This window comes from Bradyrhizobium manausense (assembly GCF_018131105.1).
GTDB lineage: Bacteria > Pseudomonadota > Alphaproteobacteria > Rhizobiales > Xanthobacteraceae > Bradyrhizobium > Bradyrhizobium manausense_B.
Genome location: NZ_JAFCJI010000001.1, coordinates 3,272,779 through 3,292,620 on the forward strand (window position 1 = coordinate 3,272,779; position 19,842 = coordinate 3,292,620).

The 19,842-nt window shown below is 64.9% G+C and carries 20 protein-coding genes and 1 riboswitch; of the genes, 8 read left to right on the top strand and 12 right to left on the bottom strand.

All coding sequences use genetic code 11. From position 1 onward, the window contains the following. Window positions 1-3: 3 nt before the first annotated feature. Window positions 4-1,221: a homoserine O-acetyltransferase MetX gene (metX, locus tag JQ631_RS15640; protein WP_212327419.1), complete on the bottom strand. Its 1,218-nt coding sequence runs from the start codon at window positions 1,219-1,221 to the stop codon at window positions 4-6. 93 nt (window positions 1,222-1,314) lie between these two features. After that, window positions 1,315-1,394, bottom strand: a riboswitch (SAM riboswitch). A gap of 191 nt (window positions 1,395-1,585) precedes the next feature. On the opposite strand from metX, the gene JQ631_RS15645 reads away from it, so the two are divergent. The 3 genes from JQ631_RS15645 to JQ631_RS15655 are packed head-to-tail and all read left to right on the top strand — an operon-like array spanning window position 1,586 to window position 4,501. Continuing rightward, window positions 1,586-2,434 (top strand): chorismate mutase, encoded by an 849-nt coding sequence (locus JQ631_RS15645; protein ID WP_212327421.1) that lies wholly within the window; start codon window positions 1,586-1,588, stop codon window positions 2,432-2,434. A gap of 34 nt (window positions 2,435-2,468) precedes the next feature. Then, window positions 2,469-3,563, top strand: coding sequence for a histidinol-phosphate transaminase (hisC, locus tag JQ631_RS15650; RefSeq protein ID WP_212327423.1), 1,095 nt, complete (start codon window positions 2,469-2,471; stop codon window positions 3,561-3,563). Then, the gene (locus JQ631_RS15655; protein ID WP_212327425.1) at window positions 3,560-4,501 is read left to right on the top strand and encodes a prephenate/arogenate dehydrogenase family protein; all 942 of its coding nucleotides are present in this window, start codon (window positions 3,560-3,562) and stop codon (window positions 4,499-4,501) included. The genes hisC and JQ631_RS15655 overlap by 4 nt, the downstream gene beginning before the upstream one ends. Here JQ631_RS15655 and JQ631_RS15660 read toward each other — a convergent pair. The 4 genes from JQ631_RS15660 to JQ631_RS15675 form a co-directional block, all read right to left on the bottom strand. After that, complete coding sequence (locus tag JQ631_RS15660; protein ID WP_212327427.1) at window positions 4,498-4,938, bottom strand: hypothetical protein; 441 nt, start codon at window positions 4,936-4,938, stop codon at window positions 4,498-4,500. The two genes, JQ631_RS15655 and JQ631_RS15660, sit on opposite strands and share 4 nt — an antisense overlap. Window positions 4,939-4,955: 17 nt before the next feature. Further along, entirely contained in the window at window positions 4,956-6,533 is a 1,578-nt protein-coding gene (locus JQ631_RS15665) for a hypothetical protein (protein ID WP_212327429.1), read from the bottom strand. Between the two features lie 279 nt (window positions 6,534-6,812). Further along, the gene (locus tag JQ631_RS15670) at window positions 6,813-7,013 is read right to left on the bottom strand and encodes a hypothetical protein (protein WP_212327431.1); all 201 of its coding nucleotides are present in this window, start codon (window positions 7,011-7,013) and stop codon (window positions 6,813-6,815) included. A 132-nt stretch (window positions 7,014-7,145) separates the two neighbouring features. Continuing rightward, window positions 7,146-8,330, bottom strand: coding sequence for a DUF2125 domain-containing protein (locus JQ631_RS15675; RefSeq protein WP_212327433.1), 1,185 nt, complete (start codon window positions 8,328-8,330; stop codon window positions 7,146-7,148). A gap of 110 nt (window positions 8,331-8,440) precedes the next feature. On the opposite strand from JQ631_RS15675, the gene JQ631_RS15680 reads away from it, so the two are divergent. Next, window positions 8,441-9,052, top strand: coding sequence for a gamma-glutamylcyclotransferase (locus tag JQ631_RS15680; RefSeq protein ID WP_212327435.1), 612 nt, complete (start codon window positions 8,441-8,443; stop codon window positions 9,050-9,052). Here the strand turns inward: JQ631_RS15680 and JQ631_RS15685 are convergent. The 4 genes from JQ631_RS15685 to ftsE all read right to left on the bottom strand — a co-directional run bounded on the left by JQ631_RS15685 (window position 9,049) and on the right by ftsE (window position 12,231). After that, the gene (locus tag JQ631_RS15685) at window positions 9,049-9,822 is read right to left on the bottom strand and encodes a lysophospholipid acyltransferase family protein (protein ID WP_212327437.1); all 774 of its coding nucleotides are present in this window, start codon (window positions 9,820-9,822) and stop codon (window positions 9,049-9,051) included. The genes JQ631_RS15680 and JQ631_RS15685 overlap by 4 nt on opposite strands. Window positions 9,823-9,833: 11 nt before the next feature. Then, entirely contained in the window at window positions 9,834-10,538 is a 705-nt protein-coding gene (locus JQ631_RS15690; RefSeq protein WP_212327439.1) for a YdcF family protein, read from the bottom strand. 72 nt (window positions 10,539-10,610) lie between these two features. After that, complete coding sequence (locus tag JQ631_RS15695) at window positions 10,611-11,579, bottom strand: cell division protein FtsX (protein ID WP_212327441.1); 969 nt, start codon at window positions 11,577-11,579, stop codon at window positions 10,611-10,613. Further along, window positions 11,572-12,231, bottom strand: coding sequence for a cell division ATP-binding protein FtsE (ftsE, locus tag JQ631_RS15700; protein ID WP_128954174.1), 660 nt, complete (start codon window positions 12,229-12,231; stop codon window positions 11,572-11,574). Before ftsE ends, JQ631_RS15695 begins: the two co-directional genes overlap by 8 nt. A 200-nt stretch (window positions 12,232-12,431) precedes the next feature. Here ftsE and JQ631_RS15705 point away from each other — a divergent pair, with 200 nt between their 5' ends. Further along, window positions 12,432-13,310, top strand: a complete 879-nt coding sequence (locus JQ631_RS15705; RefSeq protein ID WP_212327443.1) for an MJ0042-type zinc finger domain-containing protein — start codon at window positions 12,432-12,434, stop codon at window positions 13,308-13,310. 35 nt (window positions 13,311-13,345) lie between these two features. Continuing rightward, window positions 13,346-13,720, top strand: coding sequence for a response regulator (locus JQ631_RS15710; RefSeq protein ID WP_212327445.1), 375 nt, complete (start codon window positions 13,346-13,348; stop codon window positions 13,718-13,720). A 125-nt stretch (window positions 13,721-13,845) separates the two neighbouring features. Here JQ631_RS15710 and JQ631_RS15715 read toward each other — a convergent pair whose 3' ends face one another. Then, window positions 13,846-16,458, bottom strand: a complete 2,613-nt coding sequence (locus JQ631_RS15715) for a TIGR02302 family protein (RefSeq protein WP_212327446.1) — start codon at window positions 16,456-16,458, stop codon at window positions 13,846-13,848. A gap of 168 nt (window positions 16,459-16,626) precedes the next feature. Here JQ631_RS15715 and JQ631_RS15720 point away from each other — a divergent pair, with 168 nt between their 5' ends. Further along, window positions 16,627-17,010 carry a carboxymuconolactone decarboxylase family protein gene (locus tag JQ631_RS15720; protein ID WP_212327447.1) on the top strand — a complete coding sequence of 128 codons (384 nt, stop codon included), beginning with the start codon at window positions 16,627-16,629 and terminating at the stop codon, window positions 17,008-17,010. Between the two features lie 241 nt (window positions 17,011-17,251). Further along, entirely contained in the window at window positions 17,252-18,160 is a 909-nt protein-coding gene (locus tag JQ631_RS15725) for an NAD(P)-dependent oxidoreductase (RefSeq protein ID WP_212327448.1), read from the top strand. A gap of 12 nt (window positions 18,161-18,172) precedes the next feature. Here the strand turns inward: JQ631_RS15725 and lysA are convergent, their stop codons facing one another. Together lysA and lptM are read right to left on the bottom strand one after the other, a co-directional pair. Further along, complete coding sequence (gene lysA / locus JQ631_RS15730; protein WP_212327449.1) at window positions 18,173-19,438, bottom strand: diaminopimelate decarboxylase; 1,266 nt, start codon at window positions 19,436-19,438, stop codon at window positions 18,173-18,175. A 23-nt stretch (window positions 19,439-19,461) separates the two neighbouring features. After that, window positions 19,462-19,755 carry an LPS translocon maturation chaperone LptM gene (gene lptM / locus JQ631_RS15735; RefSeq protein WP_212327450.1) on the bottom strand — a complete coding sequence of 98 codons (294 nt, stop codon included), beginning with the start codon at window positions 19,753-19,755 and terminating at the stop codon, window positions 19,462-19,464. Between the last annotated feature and the right edge of the window lie 87 nt (window positions 19,756-19,842).

Sequence of the window (19,842 nt, forward strand, 5' to 3'; positions counted from 1 at the left end):
TTGTCAGTCATTCCTGGCTGTGAGCCCGCGCGCTTTGCCCGCCGATTGCAGGAAGGCACGCGAGATATCGAAGAATTCGGGCACTTCGAGCAGGAAGGCGTCGTGGCCGCGATCGGTTTCGATCTCGGCGAACGACACTCGCGCGCTCGACGCGTTGAGCGCATGCACCAGCGCGCGCGATTCCGACGTCGGGAACAGCCAGTCGCTGGTAAAGGAGACCACGCAGAAGCGGGTCTCGATACCCGCGAACGCTTTCGCCAGCACGCCACCATGGTCGCCGGCGATGTCGAAATAGTCCATCGCGCGGGTCAGATAGAGATAGGAGTTGGCATCGAACCGCTCGACGAAGGACGAGCCCTGGTAGCGCAGATAGGACTCGACCTGGAAATCGGCGTCGAACGAGAAGGTCGGCAGCTCGCGATCCTGCATGCGGCGGCCGAACTTGCGATGCAGCGCTGCATCCGAGAGATAGGTGATGTGCGCAGCCATGCGCGCGACCGCGAGGCCGCGATGCGGATGGATGCCCTGATCGGCGTAAGCACCGTTGTGCCAGTCGGGATCGGCCATCACGGCCTGACGGCCGAGTTCGTGGAAGGCGATGTTCTGCGCGGAGTGCCGCGTCGAACAGGCGATCGCCAGCGCGGAGTAGACGCGTGCGGGATAGGCCGCGGTCCATTGCAGCACCTGCATGCCGCCCATCGAACCGCCGACCACCGCGAACAGCGTGTCGATGCCGAGCCGGTCGATCAGCATCGCCTGCGCACGCACCATGTCGGGAATGGTGATCACAGGGAAATCCAGCCCCCACACCTTGCCGGTGGCGGGATTGATCGAGGCCGGGCCGGTCGAGCCCATGCAGCCGCCGATCACGTTGGAGCAGATGATGAAGTACCTGGCGGGATCGAGCGGACGGCCGGGGCCGACCAGCGTCTCCCACCAGCCAGACTTGCCGGTGACCGGATGCTCATTGGCGACGTGCTGATCGCCGGTCAGCGCATGGCAGATCAGCACCGCGTTGGAGCGATCGGCGTTGAGCTCGCCATAGGTCTTGTAGGCGATCTGGAACGGGGTGAGATCGACGCCGCAATCGAGCCGCAGCGGCTGGTCGGCGCCGAACAGCGCGACCTCTGAACTCGGATGATCGACCTCATGCGACCGATCGTCGGCACTGATCGTGGGACTTGGGATCGCAGGACTTGGGACAGACTTGACGCCAACCATCTCTGACCATCGACCTCGTTCGCGATCGGACTTCAGACCGCCACTGACATCAGGCCATGAAAAACCCGGCCTGAACGATAGGTTCGGCCGGGATCGAAAGCGTCCCCGGCCTGTTTAGCGAGTTTTTTAACGTGGCTGCAAGCCGGCCGGCTCAAATGACCACGGAACAGGCAAAAACCTACCGGCTTGGGCTGATTTCGTCAAGTCGCGGTCCGGATTAGCCAAAATAGCCTCGCCCCGGGCAGCACGACAGGTCGTCATTTCTCTTTGCTTTCGCCGCCCTGACTGCCTAATCAGGACATCGACCGCAGCGGTTCCGGCTTGCCGATCCGCATTGGAATGCCTCTCAACAGCCTTGTCAGATATGTCCCAACGTCCGCCCGCGCCACCATCGCTCCAGGAATTGCGCAAGGAGATCGACGCGATCGACGAGGGCATGCATCGCCTCTTGATGCAGCGCGGCGACATCATCGACCGCCTGATCCAGGTGAAGCAGACCCAGGAGGTGGGCTCGGCGTTCCGCCCGGCGCGCGAGGCCTCCATGATGCGCGACATCGTTCAGCGCCATCGCGGCATCCTGCCGCTCGACACGGTCGAGAGCATCTGGCGCGTCATCATCTCCACCTTCACCTATGTCCAGGCGCCCTTCTCCGTGCATGCCGACGTCTCGGTGAGCGAGCCGGCGATGCGCGATTCCGTCCGCTTCCATTTCGGCTTTACGGTTCCCTATGTCGCGCATTTCAGCGCGCAGGCCGCGGTCGAGGCAGTGGCGAAGTCCAAGGGCGATCTGGCGCTGGTCTCGGCGACCTCCAGCCGCACGCCGTGGTGGCTGGAGTTGGAAGCAGACGGTGCGCCGAAGATCATTGCGCGCCTGCCCTTCGTCGAGCGCGCCGATCATCCGGCGGCGCTGCCTGTGTTTGCGGTCTCGCGCGTCGCCGACAGCGCCGTAGTGACCGAGGTCGAGACGTTCAGCGTGCGCGTCTCGGGCTGGAACGCCGAGGTCGCGCGAACGCTGTCGCCGTTCGCCGACATCGTGGCGGTGCCCGATACCGCCTTCGACGGCGCGGCATTGCTGGTCTCGGTCACATCAGACACCAGCATCGAGAAAATCAGGGCTGCCCTGATTGCAGCGGGAGCCTCGGTGCGGTCCACGGCCCTCGTCGGCAGCCACGCAACGCGCTATACGGTGCCCCCGACCGGGTCGAAATCGTAGATCGCGTACCGCTTAGCCTATCCGGAGTTGAAGAATGTCCCGCCCCGTGCCGAATCCCGGCATTCTCGATATTGCCCCCTACACGCCGGGCAAGACCCCGGTCGCCGAGCCCGGCCGCAAGGTGTTCAAGCTCTCCGCCAACGAGACGCCATTCGGACCCTCGCCCAAGGCAATCGAGGCCTTCAAGCACGTCGCGGATCACCTGGAAGATTATCCTGAGGGAACCTCGCGCGTGCTGCGCGAAGCGATCGGTCGCTCCTTTGGCCTCGATCCCAACCGCATCATCTGCGGCGCCGGCTCGGATGAGATCCTGAACCTGCTCGCCCACACCTATCTCAGCCACGGCGACGAGGCGATCTCGACCACGCACGGCTTCCTAGTCTACCCGATCGCGACCATGGCGGTCGGCGCCAAGAACGTGGTCGCGGCGGAAAAGAACCTGACCTGCGACGTCGACGCGATCCTGAAAGCAGTGACGCCGAAGACAAAGCTGGTCTGGCTCGCCAACCCCAACAATCCGACCGGCACCTATATCCCGTTCGACGAGGTCAAGCGCCTGCGCGCCGGACTTCCCTCGCGTGTGCTGCTGGTGCTGGATGCCGCCTATTGCGACTACGTCTCGCGCAACGATTACGAGATGGGGATCGAGCTGGTCGCCACCACCGACAACACGGTGGTGACGCACACCTTCTCCAAGATCCACGGCCTTGCGGCCCTGCGCATCGGCTGGATGTTCGGCCCCGAGCACATCATCGACGCCGTCAACCGCATCCGCGGTCCCTTCAACGTGTCGACGCCGGCGATGTATGCCGCGGTCGCCGCGATCGAGGACACCGCGCATCAGGCGATGTCGAAGCAGTTTACCGAGACCTGGCGCAACTGGCTCACCGAGGAGATCACCAAGCTCGGCCTGAAGGTGACCTCTGGCGTCGCCAATTTCGTGCTGATCCACTTCCCGGAAACCGGCAAGACCTCGGACGCGGCCGACGCCTATCTCACCAAGCGTGGCCTCGTGCTGCGCGCGCTGAAGAACTATGGCCTGCACCATCAGCTGCGCATGACCATCGGCACAGAGGAGGCGAACCGCCTCGTCGTCGAGGGCCTGCGCGACTTCATGGCCGGCAAATGAGCGTGGATCCGCACTTCCAGCGCGTCGCATTGATCGGCTTCGGCCTGATCGGCGGTTCGATCGCACGCGCGGCGAAGCTTCAAGGCTTGGCTGGCGAGATCGTCACCACCGCGCGCTCGGAGAAGACACGCGCGCGCGTGCTCGAGCTTGGCATCGTCGACCGGGTCGTGGCGACCAATGCGGAAGCGGTGAAGGATGCCGATCTCGTCATCCTCTGCATCCCCGTCGGCGCCTGCGGCCCGGTGGCGCAGGAGATCGCCGCGCATCTCAAGCCCGGCGCCATCGTCTCTGACGTCGGCTCCGTGAAGGGTGCGATCGTCAAGGACATGGCGCCTTTTCTGCCGAAGAGCGTCCATTTCGTACCGGCGCACCCCGTCGCCGGCACCGAGCATTCGGGCCCGGATTCCGGCTTCGCCGAGCTCTTCATCAACCGCTGGTGCATCCTGACGCCACCTGAAGGCACGGACGCCGCGGCCACCGCGCACTTGCGCGCGTTCTGGGCCGCGATGGGCGCCAAGGTCGAGGTGATGACGCCGGATCATCATGATCTCGTGCTCGCGATCACCAGCCATCTGCCGCATCTGATCGCCTATACCATCGTCGGCACCGCCGACGAGCTGCAACAGGTGACGGAGTCGGAAGTCATCAAATTCTCGGCGGGCGGCTTCCGCGACTTCACCCGTATCGCGGCCTCCGATCCGACGATGTGGCGCGACGTCTTCCTCGCTAACAAGGACGCCGTGCTGGAGATGCTCGGCACCTTTACCGAGGATCTGGCCAAGCTCACCCGCGCGATCCGCCGCGGCGACGGCGAAGCGCTGTTCGACCATTTCACGCGCACCCGCGCCATCCGCCGCGGCATCGTCGAGATCGGCCAGGATTCGGCGGCAGCGGATTTCGGCCGCCAGCACGGGCAGCTCGACAAGAAGCCGGGCTAGGCGCGATCCTTCTGCGCGATGCGGCGGCGACCGGCGAGACCGGCGCCGATCTGCATGCACACGCCCAGCATCCAGGTCGCGCCGAACAACAGATTGCCAACCGGATCGGACGTCTCATCGAAGACAAAGGCATAGAGCGCGAGCAGGCCGGCTCCGGCCGCGAGAAACGTGCCGCCCGCGCTGACGAGCCCGATTGCAGGCGAACGATGCGCCGGCCCTGCCTGAAGCAGCGGCCAGCGCGGGATGTCGATCCCGAGATAGGCGCCGGTCATCCCGAGCACGATCAGAAGTGCTGTGAACTCGACGGTGTCGAACCAGGGCAACTCGACCCGCATCAGCAAGGCGGCGACGAAGGTCGCACCGACCGCGCCCGTCATCGCCAGGCCAAGCCGGGCGATGACGTGCGCGAGCCGAAGGATCAGGGCACCGCCGGACAATTGCCGTCCTCTGCAGATTAGAACGGGTAGTACCGGACCTGCGTCATGACGATGTTGTCGTCGGTCTTGGGCGCCCCGCCAACACCGGCGAAGGCGAATCGTTGCGTGTGGGAATACTGCACGCCGGCTTTGAGCGTGCCGTAATTGCCCTGGTAGATGGTGTCGTAGATGCCGGCGGTGATCTGCCGGACTTCCTTCGTATTGCCGTTACAGGTCGCGGCCGGCGTGTTCTCGGTAAAGCAGCCGGTGTTGTTGTAGAGCGGATTGCCGTACCCGAACGGCACCGTGCCGACATTTGCGAAATTCGCCTTTGCCTTTTCCAGGCCGGCATAGGAGTAGACATCGAGGGTCGGCATCGCATGCCAGACCAGGCCGACCGTGGCCGCCGTGATCGTCAGCGGCAGGACCGTGCCGTCCTGCGCCAGCGCCGCGTCCGGGAACGGCGTCTGCGTGAAGCGGCCGAGCACACCATGCGAGCCGTAAAGCTGGAGGTCGAGTGTTTTCGGAATCAGCTCGGCAAAGATGTGACCACCGAAGCTCCCGGTGTCGTAGGTGTGGTTGACACCGTTGAAGCGATCGAACAGCTGGCGATAGAGAGCCCAGGCTTCGACATGCAGTTTGTAGGGCCCGAGCCTCGGATCCCACGCCGCCTTGACGGTGACGTCAGGCACCTGATTCAGGCTGACATTGTTGAGGTTGTTGAAGAAGCTGCCGCCGGGGCCGGTCAGATTGACCTGGAGGTTCGGATTCAGCACGCCTTGCGGACCCACCGCGGGTGTACCGACCGTCGGGGTGTTGCCGCCGAAGAACGACGTCTGCGCATTCTCGACGGAGGCAGCCAGCTTGAACTCCGGCCCGATGTCCTGCCAGACGCGCAGGCCGGGTTGGCGCGCAGAGATGAATCCAGGAACGGATTCGAAGTCGATCACGCCGGGCGCATCGACACCGCGCGGATCGATGCCCGCCTTGCTCGGCGAGTTCAAGGACCATGATTGACCGGCGAGGACGTGAAAGCCAAGATCGCGACGATAAACTTCGAGGCTGAGCTGCCGCATCCGCGGGTTGAACGAGTTGGTGGCAACGGAGCTTGCCGTCTGCGCCGCACCCTCGAAGTCGATTTCGCCGTAGCCGGCGAGATGCGTATCGGGATCAGCGTCGCCTTCGGCAAGCACCGAGAACCGGCTCTGGCGCGCGGAGAACCGCGTCTCCGGGAAATAGAAATTGTGGCTCTGCGGATAGGGAATGAAATTGTAGACCGAGCCGGTGTCGGAGGCGATGTTGCGCGAGCGGTAGATGCCGGTGAGATCGACCCAGCCGCCGAATGTCAGGGTGATGCCCTTGTAGCAGATCTTGCCCGACGCTGACGCGCACGCATCGACGGGCAGCGCCTTATAGGCGGCTGGCATCGGCAGGGCGCGCGACTGCGCCGCCTCGACCTGGCGCGTCTTACGCGCCTCCGAATCCACCTTCTGCTGGAGCTCCTTCAGCTTGGCCTTCAGCGCCTGGATTTCTGACGTGACATTGTCGTCGGCACGCACCTGTCCCGAACAGGCAGCGAGTAGTCCCAGCATGAGTCCGCGAGTGATGATCCGCACGTAAGCCTCCCTCCACTGGGGAAGCAGGTTCTGATGTTTGCGCCCCCGGCGCGTGCATGCTTCCCTGGTGTGGAGTGATTTGAATGCGGCCGCGGTTATTCTCAGCGAGTTGCATCTTCTGCATCACGTTTTCCTGACGATCCTGTTTGGAATATTGTCGTGGCTTCCCTGATCCGCACGCGCGCGACTGCCGTGCGCCCGATGCAACGCGGATTGGGCCCGACCGGGACATGGCCGGGCCCAACTCCGCGACGCGCAACATCCCAAGGGGGATGGCGGCTATGGGCCCTTGGTCGCGCGGATCACCGTGGGGCGCGGTGATTTCGCAGAAGGCGTATTGGCGATGGAATCGCGCTTCGCCGTGCTGGGATGATTGCGATCAAGGGCCCCGGGCCCCTGCGACTGCCACTGCGCGAACGCAGGCGTCGCGACCACGGCCGTGACGGCAATGGCGGCAACAAACGGCTTGGATCTGGTCAAGAATGTCTCTCCTGCCTGAGGAGCCCCTGCATCGTGCGGGCGGCATGGAGAGAGATCGGACGTTGGAGCTCCGCATTCCCGATGCGAGGCCGCCGCGTCATCACATTGGCGCGAAGGCGCCGTGAGCGTGGATCAATACAGCGGCGGAATCTGGCCGACCTTGAACGGGCCGAGCAGCACGGCACCGTCGGCGAATTTCAGCGGGAAGGTGCGGGCTTTCTTGCCCTCGAGCGTGCTCTCGGTCCCGATCGAGTTGATGCCGGCGGCAACGCCGGCATTGGCGTTCTGCTTGATAACCTTGCCGAGGCCGGGAACGGCACGGTCGAGTGCGCCGAAGAGATTGTTGAGGTCCTGCGATTTCACGCCGGGCGCGACGCGATCGAGCGTGGCCTGCGGCACGCCCTCCTCCAGCATCTTCTCGATGCCGAGCGCCGGGATGACGCGCTCGAGGCCGGTCACGGTCATCTGCAATTCGCCGTCCAGCCGGCCGTTGGCCGAGAGGCCCAGCGTGCCGGCCGCGACCGCGATCATCTCGCCCTGCTGGATGCGCGACTGCACGATCTCGATATGGCCGCCGGCGGCCTGGATCTCGCGAAAGCGCTGCGGCCAGGGTTTTGGCGTGAAGTCGGAAAGGCCCGTGATCTTCGCACGCGTGTCCGCCTCGAACGGCTCGGCGAGCAAGGGATGTACGCCCTGGATGCTGCCTTGCGAGACCTGGAGTACGGTCTCGATCACGGGATGATCGGCCGGCGATCCATCGGCGATGCGCCCATGCAGTTCGACCTGCTTGGCGCGTGCGAGCGGCACCTGTACGCTGCCGTCCATCCTGTTGATGCTGGGATCGTCGAACACGATGGAAGCGCGCTCCGGCACCGCGGGCAGGCCAACCACGCTGCTGCGGCCTTTGCTCCAGTTCACTACGAAGGTGTTTTGCGTGACCCCGTCGACCAGCGTCGCCGGTGCGGAAAACTCGGCGATAACGTGCTTGGGGTCATAGACCTGGGCCAGGACCAGAATGTTGTCGAGCTTGGCCGTGAACGGCGTCTTGCTCGCGTTCTGCGAGACCAGAGCGACGCTGGCGCCGGAGCACTGGACCTCGAAACGGAACGGGAAGCCCGCGATCGAGCGCTTGGCGCAGTCATAAATGCGGCCGGCCTTGGCCTCCTGCGCGCGCCAGGCGTCGGCCGCGACCTCAGCCTGCGACGCCGCATAGAACCAGAAACCGCTCCAGGCGGCCGCAAGGATCAGGAGGAGGATGGAAGGAATGAAGAGCCCCCAACGGGAGCGCCGGCCTGTGGCAATGATCGTATCGGACATGCGGCGACCCTTTGGTCCCAGATTTTGTCAAATGTAAGCGGGGCGGGCCTGCGACGAAAGGCGGAGAATTTGCTTCGCTTGGGGGCACGGTTCTGATAGCCGTGCCCGAAATGTCCGAAATCACCCTCCCCTCCGTCACCGCAGCCAAGGGCGACCTCTGGGTGTTCGGCTATGGCTCGCTGATGTGGCGGCCGGGCTTCGAATTCGAGGAGCGCGTTCCGGCGCGGCTGGTCGGCGAGCACCGCGCGCTCTGCGTCTATTCCTTCGTGCATCGCGGCACCCCGGAGCAACCGGGTCTGGTGCTCGGGCTCGATCGCGGCGGCGCCTGCCGGGGCATTGCCTTCCGCGTCGCCGAAAGGAACCGCGCCGATGTTGTCGGATATCTGCGCGAGCGCGAGCAGGTCACGTCGGTCTATCGCGAGGTGATGCGCTCGGTATGGCTGGAGAACGAAGCGCGTGAGCGAGTCTCCGCACTCGCTTATGTCGTCGACCGCGGGCATGTGCAATATGCCGGCCGGCTTTCGCTCGCCGACCAGCACCGCCATGTGCTGCAAGGTCACGGCCAGTCCGGCGCAAACCGCGACTACGTCACCGCGACTGTGAAGGCGATCGAGGCGGAAGGTTTTCGCGACGCACAACTGCATCAGCTCGCGATGATGCTGCATGGCGACGTGCATTCGCTGCACGCCTCGGCTCCCGATGACAACAGAGACAGCCGCTAATTCTCTGACGGCGCGTAGCCCGGCGCTGAACCGATGAGCCGCTCCTGCTCCTTCCGGCTCGCCTCGACGAGCCGACCGGTTGCATCCTCGATCGCGGTTTCCACACGGGAGAGAAATTGATCCTTGGGCAGGCCCGGCGGCAGCGGATCGAGAAACTCAACCACCAGCGTGCCGGGATAGCGCATGAAGGTGCGGCGCGGCCAGAACAGGCCGGAATTGAGCGCGATCGGCAGGCATGGCACGCCGCAGGATGAATAGATCTGCGCAAAGCCGGTCTTGTAATCCGCCGGTGCGCCCGGCGCGCGGCGCGTGCCTTCCGGAAAGATCACGAGCTGGCCGCCGCCGCGCACCGCCTCGCGCGCGCGACGCGTCATGTCGAGCAGCGCCTTCACGCCGGCATTGCGGTCGATCGCGATCATCCCGGTCTTGACCAGGAACTGGCCGAACACCGGGATCTGCATCAGCTGACGCTTGAGGATGAAGATCGGGCGGTTGAAGAAGCCCGGCAGCACAAACGTCTCCCAGAACGACTGGTGCTTCGCAACGATGACCAGCGGTCCCTGCGGGATTTTCTCGGTCCCGCGGAATTCGACCTTGATGTTGCAGACCGCGCGCATCAGGAAAATCGTCGCCTTCGCCCACCATTCGGCCACCGTCAGCATGGCGCGCGGCGGCAACGCGAAGGTCGGCAGCGCCACGATCGCGAGGCACACCAGCACGGTGTAGAACAGCACGTTGAACAGCAGCGAGCGCAGGAAAATCAGGAACATCGAAAATCCGATCAATTGGCCTGCGCCGTGGCAGGCCGCTTGGATTGCAGGCCCGCAGGCTGCTCCGACATCTCGGGGGAAAGGTCAATCCCGAAATCCTCCAGCCGCACCCTGAGCTCGGCAGCGATGTACTTGACATATTCGGACAGGAGCAGCCGCAACGTCGAGGCCGAGGTCCACCACGGCTCCTCGCGCCATTTGTCGCCGACCACCGCGAACGGGATCAGAGCGGTCTCCGGCATCGCGTGCGAGAACTCGACCAGCGCGCGCGGCATGTGATAGTTCGAGGTGACGACGATCAGCGATTTGAAACCGCGCCCATCGGCCCAGCGCCGCGCCTCCGCCGCGTTGCCGCGGGTCGTGAGCGCGGTGCGGTCGAGATCGACGCAGCAACTCATGAAGCCGCGGTTCTCCGGCAGTGTCCTCGATATCTCGCTCGCCGTCGAGGTCGGGTGCACGCCCGAGATCAGCAGCCGCCTGCCGTAGCCGGCCGCCAGCAGTTCCATCGCATCGGAGACCCGCGAGGAGCCACCGGTCAGGACCACGATGCCATCAGCCTTGCGGTCCGGCGCGATCTCGGCGCCGCGCAATTGCGACAGGAACGCGACGAAGCCCGCCGCCGCGCCGACAAAGACAAACGCAACCGTCGACACGACGGTCGCGCGCAGCCAGCCGCGCGGCAGTTTCGGCGATCGATCGTCGGTCGGCGAGGTCATTTGATGTCGATGATCCCTTCCCCGGATGATTTTAAGACGTTTTGAGGCGAAGTGGAGTCCGGTTTATCGGACTCAATCCACGTCATTCAATGTCGCGAACAGCGTCTGGCGCGAGGCGACCGCGGTGATTGCGCCGATCAGGACCGCCTGCACCGCGAGCACGACATAGCCTGATGGCCGCAGCGAGAACGTGCCGAGCAGGGCCGCGAACTGGTCCCCGACCGGCGTGCCGGAGAACCAGCCGGCGATCGACTCGGAGAAGCCGAACAGCAGCATGGCGACGCCGCCGCCGATGACGCCGCCTTCGAGGCCGAGCCTGAGGAAGTGTCGCAGGAAGTGATTGGCGATATAGCGGTCGCCGGCGCCGACGAAATGCAGAACCTCGACGATCGGGCGGTTCGCCGCCATTGCACCGCGGGTTGCGAACGAGACCGAGATGATGGTCGCGACGATGACGAGCGCGAGGATGCCGATGCCGGCGAAGAAGGTGGCGTTCGTCATCGAGCGCATCCGTTCGATCCAGGCGCGGTGATCGTCGACGCTGGCGCTTGGCGCCGCTTGCGTCACGCGCGTACGCAGCGCGCCGAGATCGAGCACCGTCCCCGGCTGCACACGCGCAATGATCATGCGCGGCACCGGCAGATCGTCCATCGACAGCCCGGTCCCGAGCCAGGGCTCGAGCAGCTTGCCGCTCTCCTCCTTGGTGAACGGCTTGACCTCGACGATGCCGGCCTGCGCGCGGATCGCGTCGGTGACGGCAGAGGTGTCGCGCTCGATGTCGCGCCCGGATTGTGGACGAACCTGGATGGTGATCTCGCTCGCGACATCGGATTGCCACTCCGCAGCCGAAGCGCTCACCAGCAGCACTGTGCCCGTCGTCATCGAGGCCAGGAAGGTCATGATGGCGACGACGGCGAGCAGCGCGCGACCGTGGATCGAGGCGCGCGGCACGATCGGCGACAGGTTGCGCGCCCTGGCCGGCAGCGGCGGACGCTCCTGCCCGAGGTCGACCAAAACGCCGCGCTCGTCGGTCCTACTCATAGACGTGCAGCCGTCCCTGATGCAGCACGAAGCGGCGCGCTTCGTATTGGTCCATCAGGGCGATATCGTGGGTGGCGATGATGACGGCGGTGCCTGACTTGTTGAGCTCGATGAAGAGCCGCAGCAAGCGCCGTCCGAGCGTCGGATCGACGCTGCCGGTCGGCTCATCCGCGAGCAGGAGTTGCGGCCGCGAGATCACCGCACGCGCGATCGCCGCGCGCTGCTTCTCGCCACCGGACAGGATCGGCGGCAGCGCATCCATGCGGTCGCCGAGGCCGACCCAGCGCAGGAGGTCGATGACCTCCTTGCGATAACTGGACTCGCTGCGGCCCATGACACGGAACGGCAGCGCCACGTTTTCATAGGTGGTCATGTGGTCGAGGAGACGGAAATCCTGGAGCACAATGCCGATGCGCTTGCGCAAATCGGCGATCTCGTCCTTGCCGAGCTGGGAGATGTCGTGGCCGAACAGGTTGACGAGGCCGCGCGTCGGCCGGTGCGACAGAAACAACAGGCGCAGCAGCGACGTCTTGCCGGCCCCGGACGGGCCGGTGAGGAACTGGAAGGAATGCGCCGGGATCTGGAAACTGAGGTCGCGCAGAATCTCCGGCCCCAGGCCGTAACGCAATCCGACATTTTCGAACCGAACCAAGCTCAGCTCCGTTCGAGAGGGGACGTAGGCCGCAGGGCGGCCAAGCTTCGCCGCATGCGATCAAGGGGTTGTGCGACCGTTATGGTTTCCGGTTCGTTAACGGTCGCCCTGTAGCATCCTCGGCAGCATCCTTAGAAAGTCCCTTCTCGGAGAACCCTGGCGTCAGGTTCCCCGCGGCAAGGTCATCGTCGAGGCCGTCTATGCATATCGTCTGCCCCCATTGTACGACATCCTACGCCATCAAGCTTGCGAGCCTTGGGGCCAATGGGCGCACGGTCCGCTGCTCCCGCTGCAAGGAAACCTGGATGGCGCATCCCGAGGATGCCGTCGAGGAGGCGGTTGTGCCGGCCATGGCCGCGGCCAGCCAGGCCGACGACCAGTCCGACCTTGCCGAGCAGTGGAACACCTACGCCAAGGATGACGCTGCCGCCGGAACGCCGGTGGTCGAGAGCCCCTCGATTGCGAGTGACTGGCCGACCGAAGACGCCGCTGAGCCCGAGGACGAGTGGTCGGCGGCTGCGCGTGCCGCGGAAGAGGAAGTCGTCGGCGTCCAGCACCAATCCTGGTTCCGCGGGCTGTTCAGCCGTCGTGGCGCCAAGGTGAGCCGGCCGAAGCCTGCCGTCGCTCCACGCAGATCCTATTACGGCCTGCCGATCGCCTGCGCCGCCATGGGCGCGCTGGTGCTGGCGCTGGTGCTCTGGCGCGGCGACATGGTGCGCCTGCTGCCGCAGACCGCGGCCTTCTACAAAATGGTCGGGCTGGAAGTGAACCTTCGCGGGCTCGCCTTCAAGGACGTGAAGCTCTCGACGGAGACCGTGGACGGTAAGCAGGTGCTGGTGATCGAGGGTGTAATCGTCGGCCAAAGCAAGAAGCCCTTGGACATTCCGCGCCTGCGCTTTGCCGTGCGCGATGCGCAAGGCGCCGAGATCTACGCCTGGAATTCGGTTCTGGAGCAGACCGTGCTGCAACCCGGCGAGCGCGCCTTCTTCCGCTCGCGCCTGGCCTCGCCGCCCCCGGAAGGCCGCAATATCGACGTTCGCTTCTTCAACCGGCGCGACATTGCCGGCGGCAGCGTGTAATCCGCTTGGTTGAGTTCGCACGGGGAGGTTGTCCCTTGCCAAAAATATTGATCGCCGATGACGAGGATTCGATGCGCCAGCTGGTGGCGCGCGCCATCGCCATGGACGGCCACGAGACCGTCACGGCACAGGATGGCGCCGAGGCGCTGGAGATCCTGACCCGGGAGGACGGCGCGTTCGATCTCCTGCTCACCGATATCCAGATGCCTGTCATGGACGGCATCGCGCTCGCGCTCTCCGCCGCGCGCGACTTTCCGCAACTGACCATCTTGCTGATGACGGGCTTTGCCGACCAGCGCGAGCGCGCCTCGAACCTCAATGCGCTGGTGCATGACGTCGTGACCAAGCCGTTTTCGGTGGCGGACATCCGTACGGCGGTGGCCGATGCGCTTGCAGCGAAGAAGGGGTAGCGGAGATTTCACGCCGTCATAGCGAGGAGCACTTGCGACGAAGCAATCCAGAATCATTCCGTGGAAAGACTCTGGATTGCTTCGCTACGCTCGCAATGACGGAGGATGTGGCGAGGTCGTAGCTCTCAAAAATCCTTCAGCAGCCGCTCGATATAGTCGAGCTCGATCTGCGGACGCGAGGGGTCGCCGAGGCGGCGGCGGAGTTCTTCCAGGATGCGGCGGACGCGCTGGACGTCGATCTCGCCGGGAATCTTGACCGTATAATCATCGCCGAATTCGCGGCCGTGCAGCGGACGTCCGAGCGGGTCGGTCTGGTTGCCGCCGCTCTGCTGACGACCGGCGCGATTGCCGGGACCATCGCCCTGGCCGTCGCCATCGCCCTGCTGCATTCCCTCGGCCATCTTCTGCGCACCCTTGCGCATGGCATCGAGCGCCTTGCCTTGGGAATCCACCGCACCGTCGGCATTGCCGTCGCCGAGCTTCGATCCCGCATCGCCCATGGCGCTGTCGGCGGAATCGAGCCCGCCCTCGTCATCACCCTGGTCGGCGTCCTGATCGCCATCCTGGCCGGGCTGGCCCTGATCGCCCTTCTGTCCCTGTTGGCCCTTCTGACCCTTTTGCGAGAGACCGCGCTTGGCCATCTCGTCCTGGAGCTTCTTCAGGCGATCGCGCAATGCCTGCTGGTCCTGCTGCAGATCCGACATCGACTGGTCGCCGGGCTGCTGCTTGCCGCGCATGCGGTCACGCCGGGAGTCCTGGCCCTGCTTGTAGGTCTTGTCGCGCAATTGCTGCTGCTTGCGGATCATGTCGCCGAGCTCGTTGAGCGCCTGCTCCATGTCGCTCTCGCCGGATTGTCCCGGCTGCGCCATCTGGAGGCCCTCAAGCATCTGCTGGAGCTGATCGAGCAACTGCTTGGCCGCATCCTTGTCGCCGGAGCGCGACAGGCGCTCCATGCGGTCGATCATGTTCTGGAGGTCCTGCTGGCGCAGGATTTTCGTGTTCGGATCAAGCGGACGCGCGAGATTCTGCGCGTCCTTGTTGTTGCGGAACTGCTCGGCGAGCTGACGCATGAAATTGTCCAGCGCTGCCCGCAGATCCTGCGTGAGCTTCTTGATCTCCTCGTCGCTGGCACCGCGCTCCAGCGCCTGCTTCAGCGCATCCTGCGCGGCACGCAACGCCTTCTCGACGTCGGAGATGTTGCCGTCCTCGATCGTCACCGCCAGCGCCCACAGGCTCGCCACGACCTCGCGCAGCGCATCGTCGGTGCGCGCCGCCTCGAGCTGGCGCGTGACGCTGTAGAGGCCGAGATATTGCCCCGTCTCCTGCGTGAACAGTTCGGGCGCGATCATCAGCGCGTCGAGCGCGGTGTAGACGTCGGAATTCCTGTTGGCATCGAGTGCCAAGATGCGGCGCTGCTCGATCAGGGCGCGTGCGAGCGGCTTGGTGAACAGCCGCTCGGGCAGGCGCATGTTGAAAGGCTCGCTTCGAGCCTCGTTGCCGGCCTCGTCCTTGGCGGTCAGCGTCAACGTGACATCGGCGCCGGCATAAGGATTGTCGCTGAGATCCTTCACCGTCTGGCCGACGCCGTTGCGAGTGCGCGCATTCGGCAGCACCAGCGGGAATTGCGGCGGCTGGAACAGCGGCCGCGCAGCGGCCTTGCTATCAGTCTTGCCGTCACCGTCCTTGCCGGCATCGGCGGTGCGCGGAGCGACCAGTGCCTCGGCGCCGGTGACGCCGTAATCATCCTCGATCTTGTAGACGAGCTGGAGCGCGCCGCGCGCCTGGCGCTCCGGATCCTTGGCGAGCGCGATTGTCGGCGGATGGTCTGCCGTCGCCGCAAAGGCCCATTGCGGCTGGCCCGAGGGCGCGCGGACGTGAGCGGTGCCATCGCCGGTGATGGTGAAATGCTTTTCGTTGGTGCCCTTGGGTGCGGCTTCGGCAGGCTCGGTCTCCTTGAGACCACCGGAAACGACGACATCCAGGCTACCGCCGGAAGACCGCACAATCAGGGTCGAACCCGCGGGAACGGCAAGCGGACCGGAGGCCGGAAGCGCCGCGGCCTCCTTGTTGGCAGCCGACAGGATCACCGGCGGCTTGCCGGTGTAGAGCGGCGGCGTGACCCAGGCATCGACGCGGACATTGGTCGGCGCAAGCACGCCGTTCCAGTCGAAGGCCGCGCCCAACCTGAACGCGCGCTCATCGCCTGCGGCAAAGAAGGTGGCGACCAGCATCACCATGACCAGTGCACGCAGGGCCCAGGGGTCATGGATGGCGAGGCGCGGGTGCGGCAAACCGGCGCGGATGCGTTTGAGCGAGGCCAGCGTGCGCTCGCGCTGCGCCTGCCAGAGCGCCTGCGCGACCGGATCCTGCGAGGTCAGCGTATCCGTGAGCGTCGTGGCGGGACGGTGGCGAATGCCCGAACCGCGATCGAGCCGCGCGAGCGCCTCTTCGCGGCTTGGCCAGCGAAAGCGAACCAGCGGGAACAGGGCGATCGCGGCGAGGCCCGCGAAAATGACGAGACCAATGGCGCGTCCGACCGAGGGCAACGCCAGCCAGAGGCCAGCCCAGGACACAACCAGAAACAGGCCGATAACCGTGAGGAAACGAGCCAAGCCCGGCCAGGCACGCTCCCAGGCGATGGCATACGTGGACCGCTCGAGGGCCTGCGCCAGCTTCAACCGCGACAGAGCATCGCCATCGCGGATCGGGTCTGACGGGTCGGGGGTGACGCCGTTCAATCAACTCTCCAGGTTGCCCGGTCGACTGAAACTTACCACAACGGCAGCACTGAGGCATCCGTTCCTGTACGGGAGACACCCCTTTTCCCGCATAACACGAGGACGTGACTGGGCCGCCGCAACCCCTTAGTTTCCGCGCCGCCATCCGAGCGAAATAGAGGAAATGCCATGGACAAGAAGATGCACGACAAGGGCCTGGAAGTCCGCAAAGCGGTGCTGGGCGAGACCTATGTCAACAACGCGCTGAAGAACGTCGACGATTTCAACCGTCCGTTCCAGGAGATGCTCAACGAATATTGCTGGGGCACGGTGTGGGGCCGCGAAGAGCTGCCGCGCAAGACCCGCAGCATGCTCAACATCGCGATGATCGCAATCCTCAACCGCCAGCACGAATTCCGCGCGCATTTGAAGGGTGCGCTCACCAACGGCGTCTCCCGCGACGAAATCCGCGAGATCCTGATGCAGGTCGCGATCTATGGCGGCATGCCGGCCGCAGTCGACAGCTTCCGCATCGCGCGCGAGGTGTTCGCGGAGATCGATGGGAGGGCGTGAGGGGACGCATCACTCTCACCGTCGTCCCGGACAAGCGATGCGTAGCGTAGCGCCGATCCGGGACCCATAACCACAGGGAGATGTGGTTACGGGGACTCGGAGTGACCGCCTTCACACAACGACTCCTCCCTGGGGTTACGGGTCCCGCCCCCCCGCGTGCAATTGCGCGCTAGGCCGGGACGACATCGAGTGTGTTGCGCGGCCTTCGACAAACAACGAATAACCAAGACAAGGAATCACCATGGACATCGGATTCATCGGCCTCGGAAACATGGGTTTCCCGATGGCGCGGCGGCTGGTCGAGGCCGGTCACAAGCTCGTCGTGTTCGACACCCGCAGAGAGGTCGTCGACAAGCTTGTCGCGCGTGGCGCGACGGCGGCAACGTCGCCGAAAGACGTTGCCGACAAGGTCGAGACCGTGATGGCGAGCCTACCGTCGCTGCAAGCGTCGCTCGACGTTGCCACAGGAGCGAACGGCGTGATCGAGGGCAGCCGCGCCAAGCGCTTCATCGATCTTTCGACCGTCGGATCGACGATGGCTTCGAAAATTCACGGCCTGCTGGCCAAGCGCAACATCGTGCAGATCGACTGCCCCGTCTCGGGCGGCGTCGGCGGCGCCGAGAAGGGCACGCTGGCGGTGATGGTGTCAGGACCAAAGCCGGAGTTCGATCTGCTCAAGCCGGCGCTCGACGTGATCGGGAAGGTGTTCTTCATCGGCGAGAAGCCGGGCGCGGCGCAGACGATGAAGCTCGCCAACAACTTCCTCTCGGCCACGGCGATCGTGGCGACCTCGGAAGCGGTGGTGATGGGGGTGAAGGCCGGGCTCGATCCCGCCGTGATGATCGACGTCATCAATTCGGGCTCGGGCATGAACACTGCGAGCCGCGACAAGTTTCCGCGCTCGGTGCTGCCGCGCACCTTCGACTTCGGCTTCGCCACCGGATTGATGGTGAAAGACGTGCGGCTGGCGCTGGAGGAGATGAAGCAGCTCGGCCTGTCGATGGAGGTTGCAGATGCCGTCGGACGACTGTGGGAAACGGTGATCAGCGCGGAAGGCGCCGAGTCCGATTTCACCGCGGCGATCAAGCCTATCGAGAAGAAGGCCGGCGTGGTGGTCGGCGGGAAGACCGGCGGGTTGGCGGGGAAATAGCGCCCGGACCAGTCACAGCCAGGGCGCCGGCGTATCCATCGCGATGAGCTGCTCGACTTCGATGCGCGGGCGCACCACCGCGTATTGATCGCCCTTCACCAGCACCTCCGGCACCAAGGGCCGCGTGTTGTAGGTGCCTGCCTGCACGGCGCCATAGGCGCCTGCGGTCATGATGGCGATGAGATCGCCGGGCTTCGGCGTCGGCAGCGTGCGATCGAGCGCGAGATAGTCGCCGGTCTCGCAGACCGGGCCGACGACGTCGGCCGAGATGGTCGCCGCGCCCTTGGCCGGCTCTGTCACCGGCACGATGTCGTGATGCGCCTCATACAGCGTCGGGCGGATGAGATCGTTCATGGCGGCGTCGATGATGACGAAGTTCTTGCCGTCGCCGTGCTTCACGTAAATGACCTTGGCGACCAGGATGCCGGCATTGCCGACGATCATGCGGCCCGGCTCGAACATCAGCGTGCAGCCGAGATTGTGGCTGACGCGCTTGACCATCGCGGCATAAGCATCCGGCGCCGGCGGCGCCTCGCGGTCCATGTAATAGGGGATGCCGAGACCGCCGCCGAAATCGACGTGGCTGATGTTGTGGCCGTCGCTGCGCAGCGTCTGCACGAATTCGGAAAGGATGCGGAACGCAATCTCCATCTTGGAGAGATCGGTAATCTGGCTGCCGATGTGCACGTCGGTACCCGTGACCGTGATGCCCGGCAGCTTCGCGGCGCGGGCATAGACCTCGCGTGCATGCACGATCGGGATACCGAACTTGTTCTCGGACTTGCCGGTCGAAATCTTGGCATGCGTGCCGGCATCGACATCAGGATTGACGCGGATGGAGATGCGCGCGGTCTTGCCGGTCTCGGTCGCAAGTCGCGAGAGCAGTTCGAGCTCGGGCTCGGATTCGACGTTGAGGCAGAGGATGTCGGCGGCAAGGGCCGCGCGCAGCTCGGTCTCGGTCTTGCCGACACCTGAGAACACGATCTTGCTGGCGGGAATGCCGGCCGCGAGCGCGCGCTTCAATTCACCGCCCGAGACCACGTCAGCGCCGGCGCCGAGCTTTGCGAGCGTGCGCAGCACCGATTGATTGGAGTTCGCCTTCATGGCGTAGCAGACCAGCACCTTCTCGCCGGCAAAGGCATCGGCGAAGACGCGGTAGTGCCGCTCGAGCGTGGCAGTCGAATAGCAATAGAACGGCGTGCCGACCGTTGCGGCCAGCTCGGACAGGTTCACCGCCTCGGCGTGCAGCACGCCGTTGCGATAGTCGAAATGGTTCATGGCGTTGGCTCAGCTAATCCGGCTCATTTTTTGCCGGGAGGTTCGTCCAGGAGCGGGTCGAGGATAAACGGTCTTTTCTTGCCCTTGGTCGCCGCCGGCGCGGCGTCCGCGCCGTAGGTCGGATTGAACACGCTCGGCGTTTTCTGGGCTTCGGTCTCGGTGTCACCAGGCGCGGCGATGTTGGCCGTGGACGCGTTGGAGGCGGTCGGCGGCAGATCCAACGGGCCCTTGCGGCCACAGCCGGCGAGCGCAAGCGCACTCACGCTCAGGACAATGATGGCCCACCCCGACCCGGCCGGGCGAAACTTTGACGTCACGACGAAATCCCCACTACGCGGGCGGCACCATACAGAGATTGGCGCGCTCTGGCGAGAGCCGGATGACCATGAAACATAAGCGAAATT

What these genes read in the sequence shown, in the direction of transcription:
- hisC (WP_212327423.1), top strand. Translation starts at nt 2,469, where the DNA reads ATGTCCCGCCCCGTGCCGAATCCCGGCATTCTCGATATTGCCCCCTAC.
- JQ631_RS15690 (WP_212327439.1), bottom strand. Translation starts at nt 10,538, where the DNA reads ATGACCTCGCCGACCGACGATCGATCGCCGAAACTGCCGCGCGGCTGG.
- lysA (WP_212327449.1), bottom strand. Translation starts at nt 19,438, where the DNA reads ATGAACCATTTCGACTATCGCAACGGCGTGCTGCACGCCGAGGCGGTG.
- JQ631_RS15655 (WP_212327425.1), top strand. Translation starts at nt 3,560, where the DNA reads ATGAGCGTGGATCCGCACTTCCAGCGCGTCGCATTGATCGGCTTCGGC.
- JQ631_RS15695 (WP_212327441.1), bottom strand. Translation starts at nt 11,579, where the DNA reads ATGAGTAGGACCGACGAGCGCGGCGTTTTGGTCGACCTCGGGCAGGAG.
- JQ631_RS15675 (WP_212327433.1), bottom strand. Translation starts at nt 8,330, where the DNA reads ATGTCCGATACGATCATTGCCACAGGCCGGCGCTCCCGTTGGGGGCTC.
- JQ631_RS15725 (WP_212327448.1), top strand. Translation starts at nt 17,252, where the DNA reads ATGGACATCGGATTCATCGGCCTCGGAAACATGGGTTTCCCGATGGCG.
- JQ631_RS15680 (WP_212327435.1), top strand. Translation starts at nt 8,441, where the DNA reads ATGTCCGAAATCACCCTCCCCTCCGTCACCGCAGCCAAGGGCGACCTC.
- JQ631_RS15645 (WP_212327421.1), top strand. Translation starts at nt 1,586, where the DNA reads ATGTCCCAACGTCCGCCCGCGCCACCATCGCTCCAGGAATTGCGCAAG.
- JQ631_RS15685 (WP_212327437.1), bottom strand. Translation starts at nt 9,822, where the DNA reads ATGTTCCTGATTTTCCTGCGCTCGCTGCTGTTCAACGTGCTGTTCTAC.
- JQ631_RS15705 (WP_212327443.1), top strand. Translation starts at nt 12,432, where the DNA reads ATGCATATCGTCTGCCCCCATTGTACGACATCCTACGCCATCAAGCTT.
- metX (WP_212327419.1), bottom strand. Translation starts at nt 1,221, where the DNA reads ATGGTTGGCGTCAAGTCTGTCCCAAGTCCTGCGATCCCAAGTCCCACG.
- JQ631_RS15720 (WP_212327447.1), top strand. Translation starts at nt 16,627, where the DNA reads ATGGACAAGAAGATGCACGACAAGGGCCTGGAAGTCCGCAAAGCGGTG.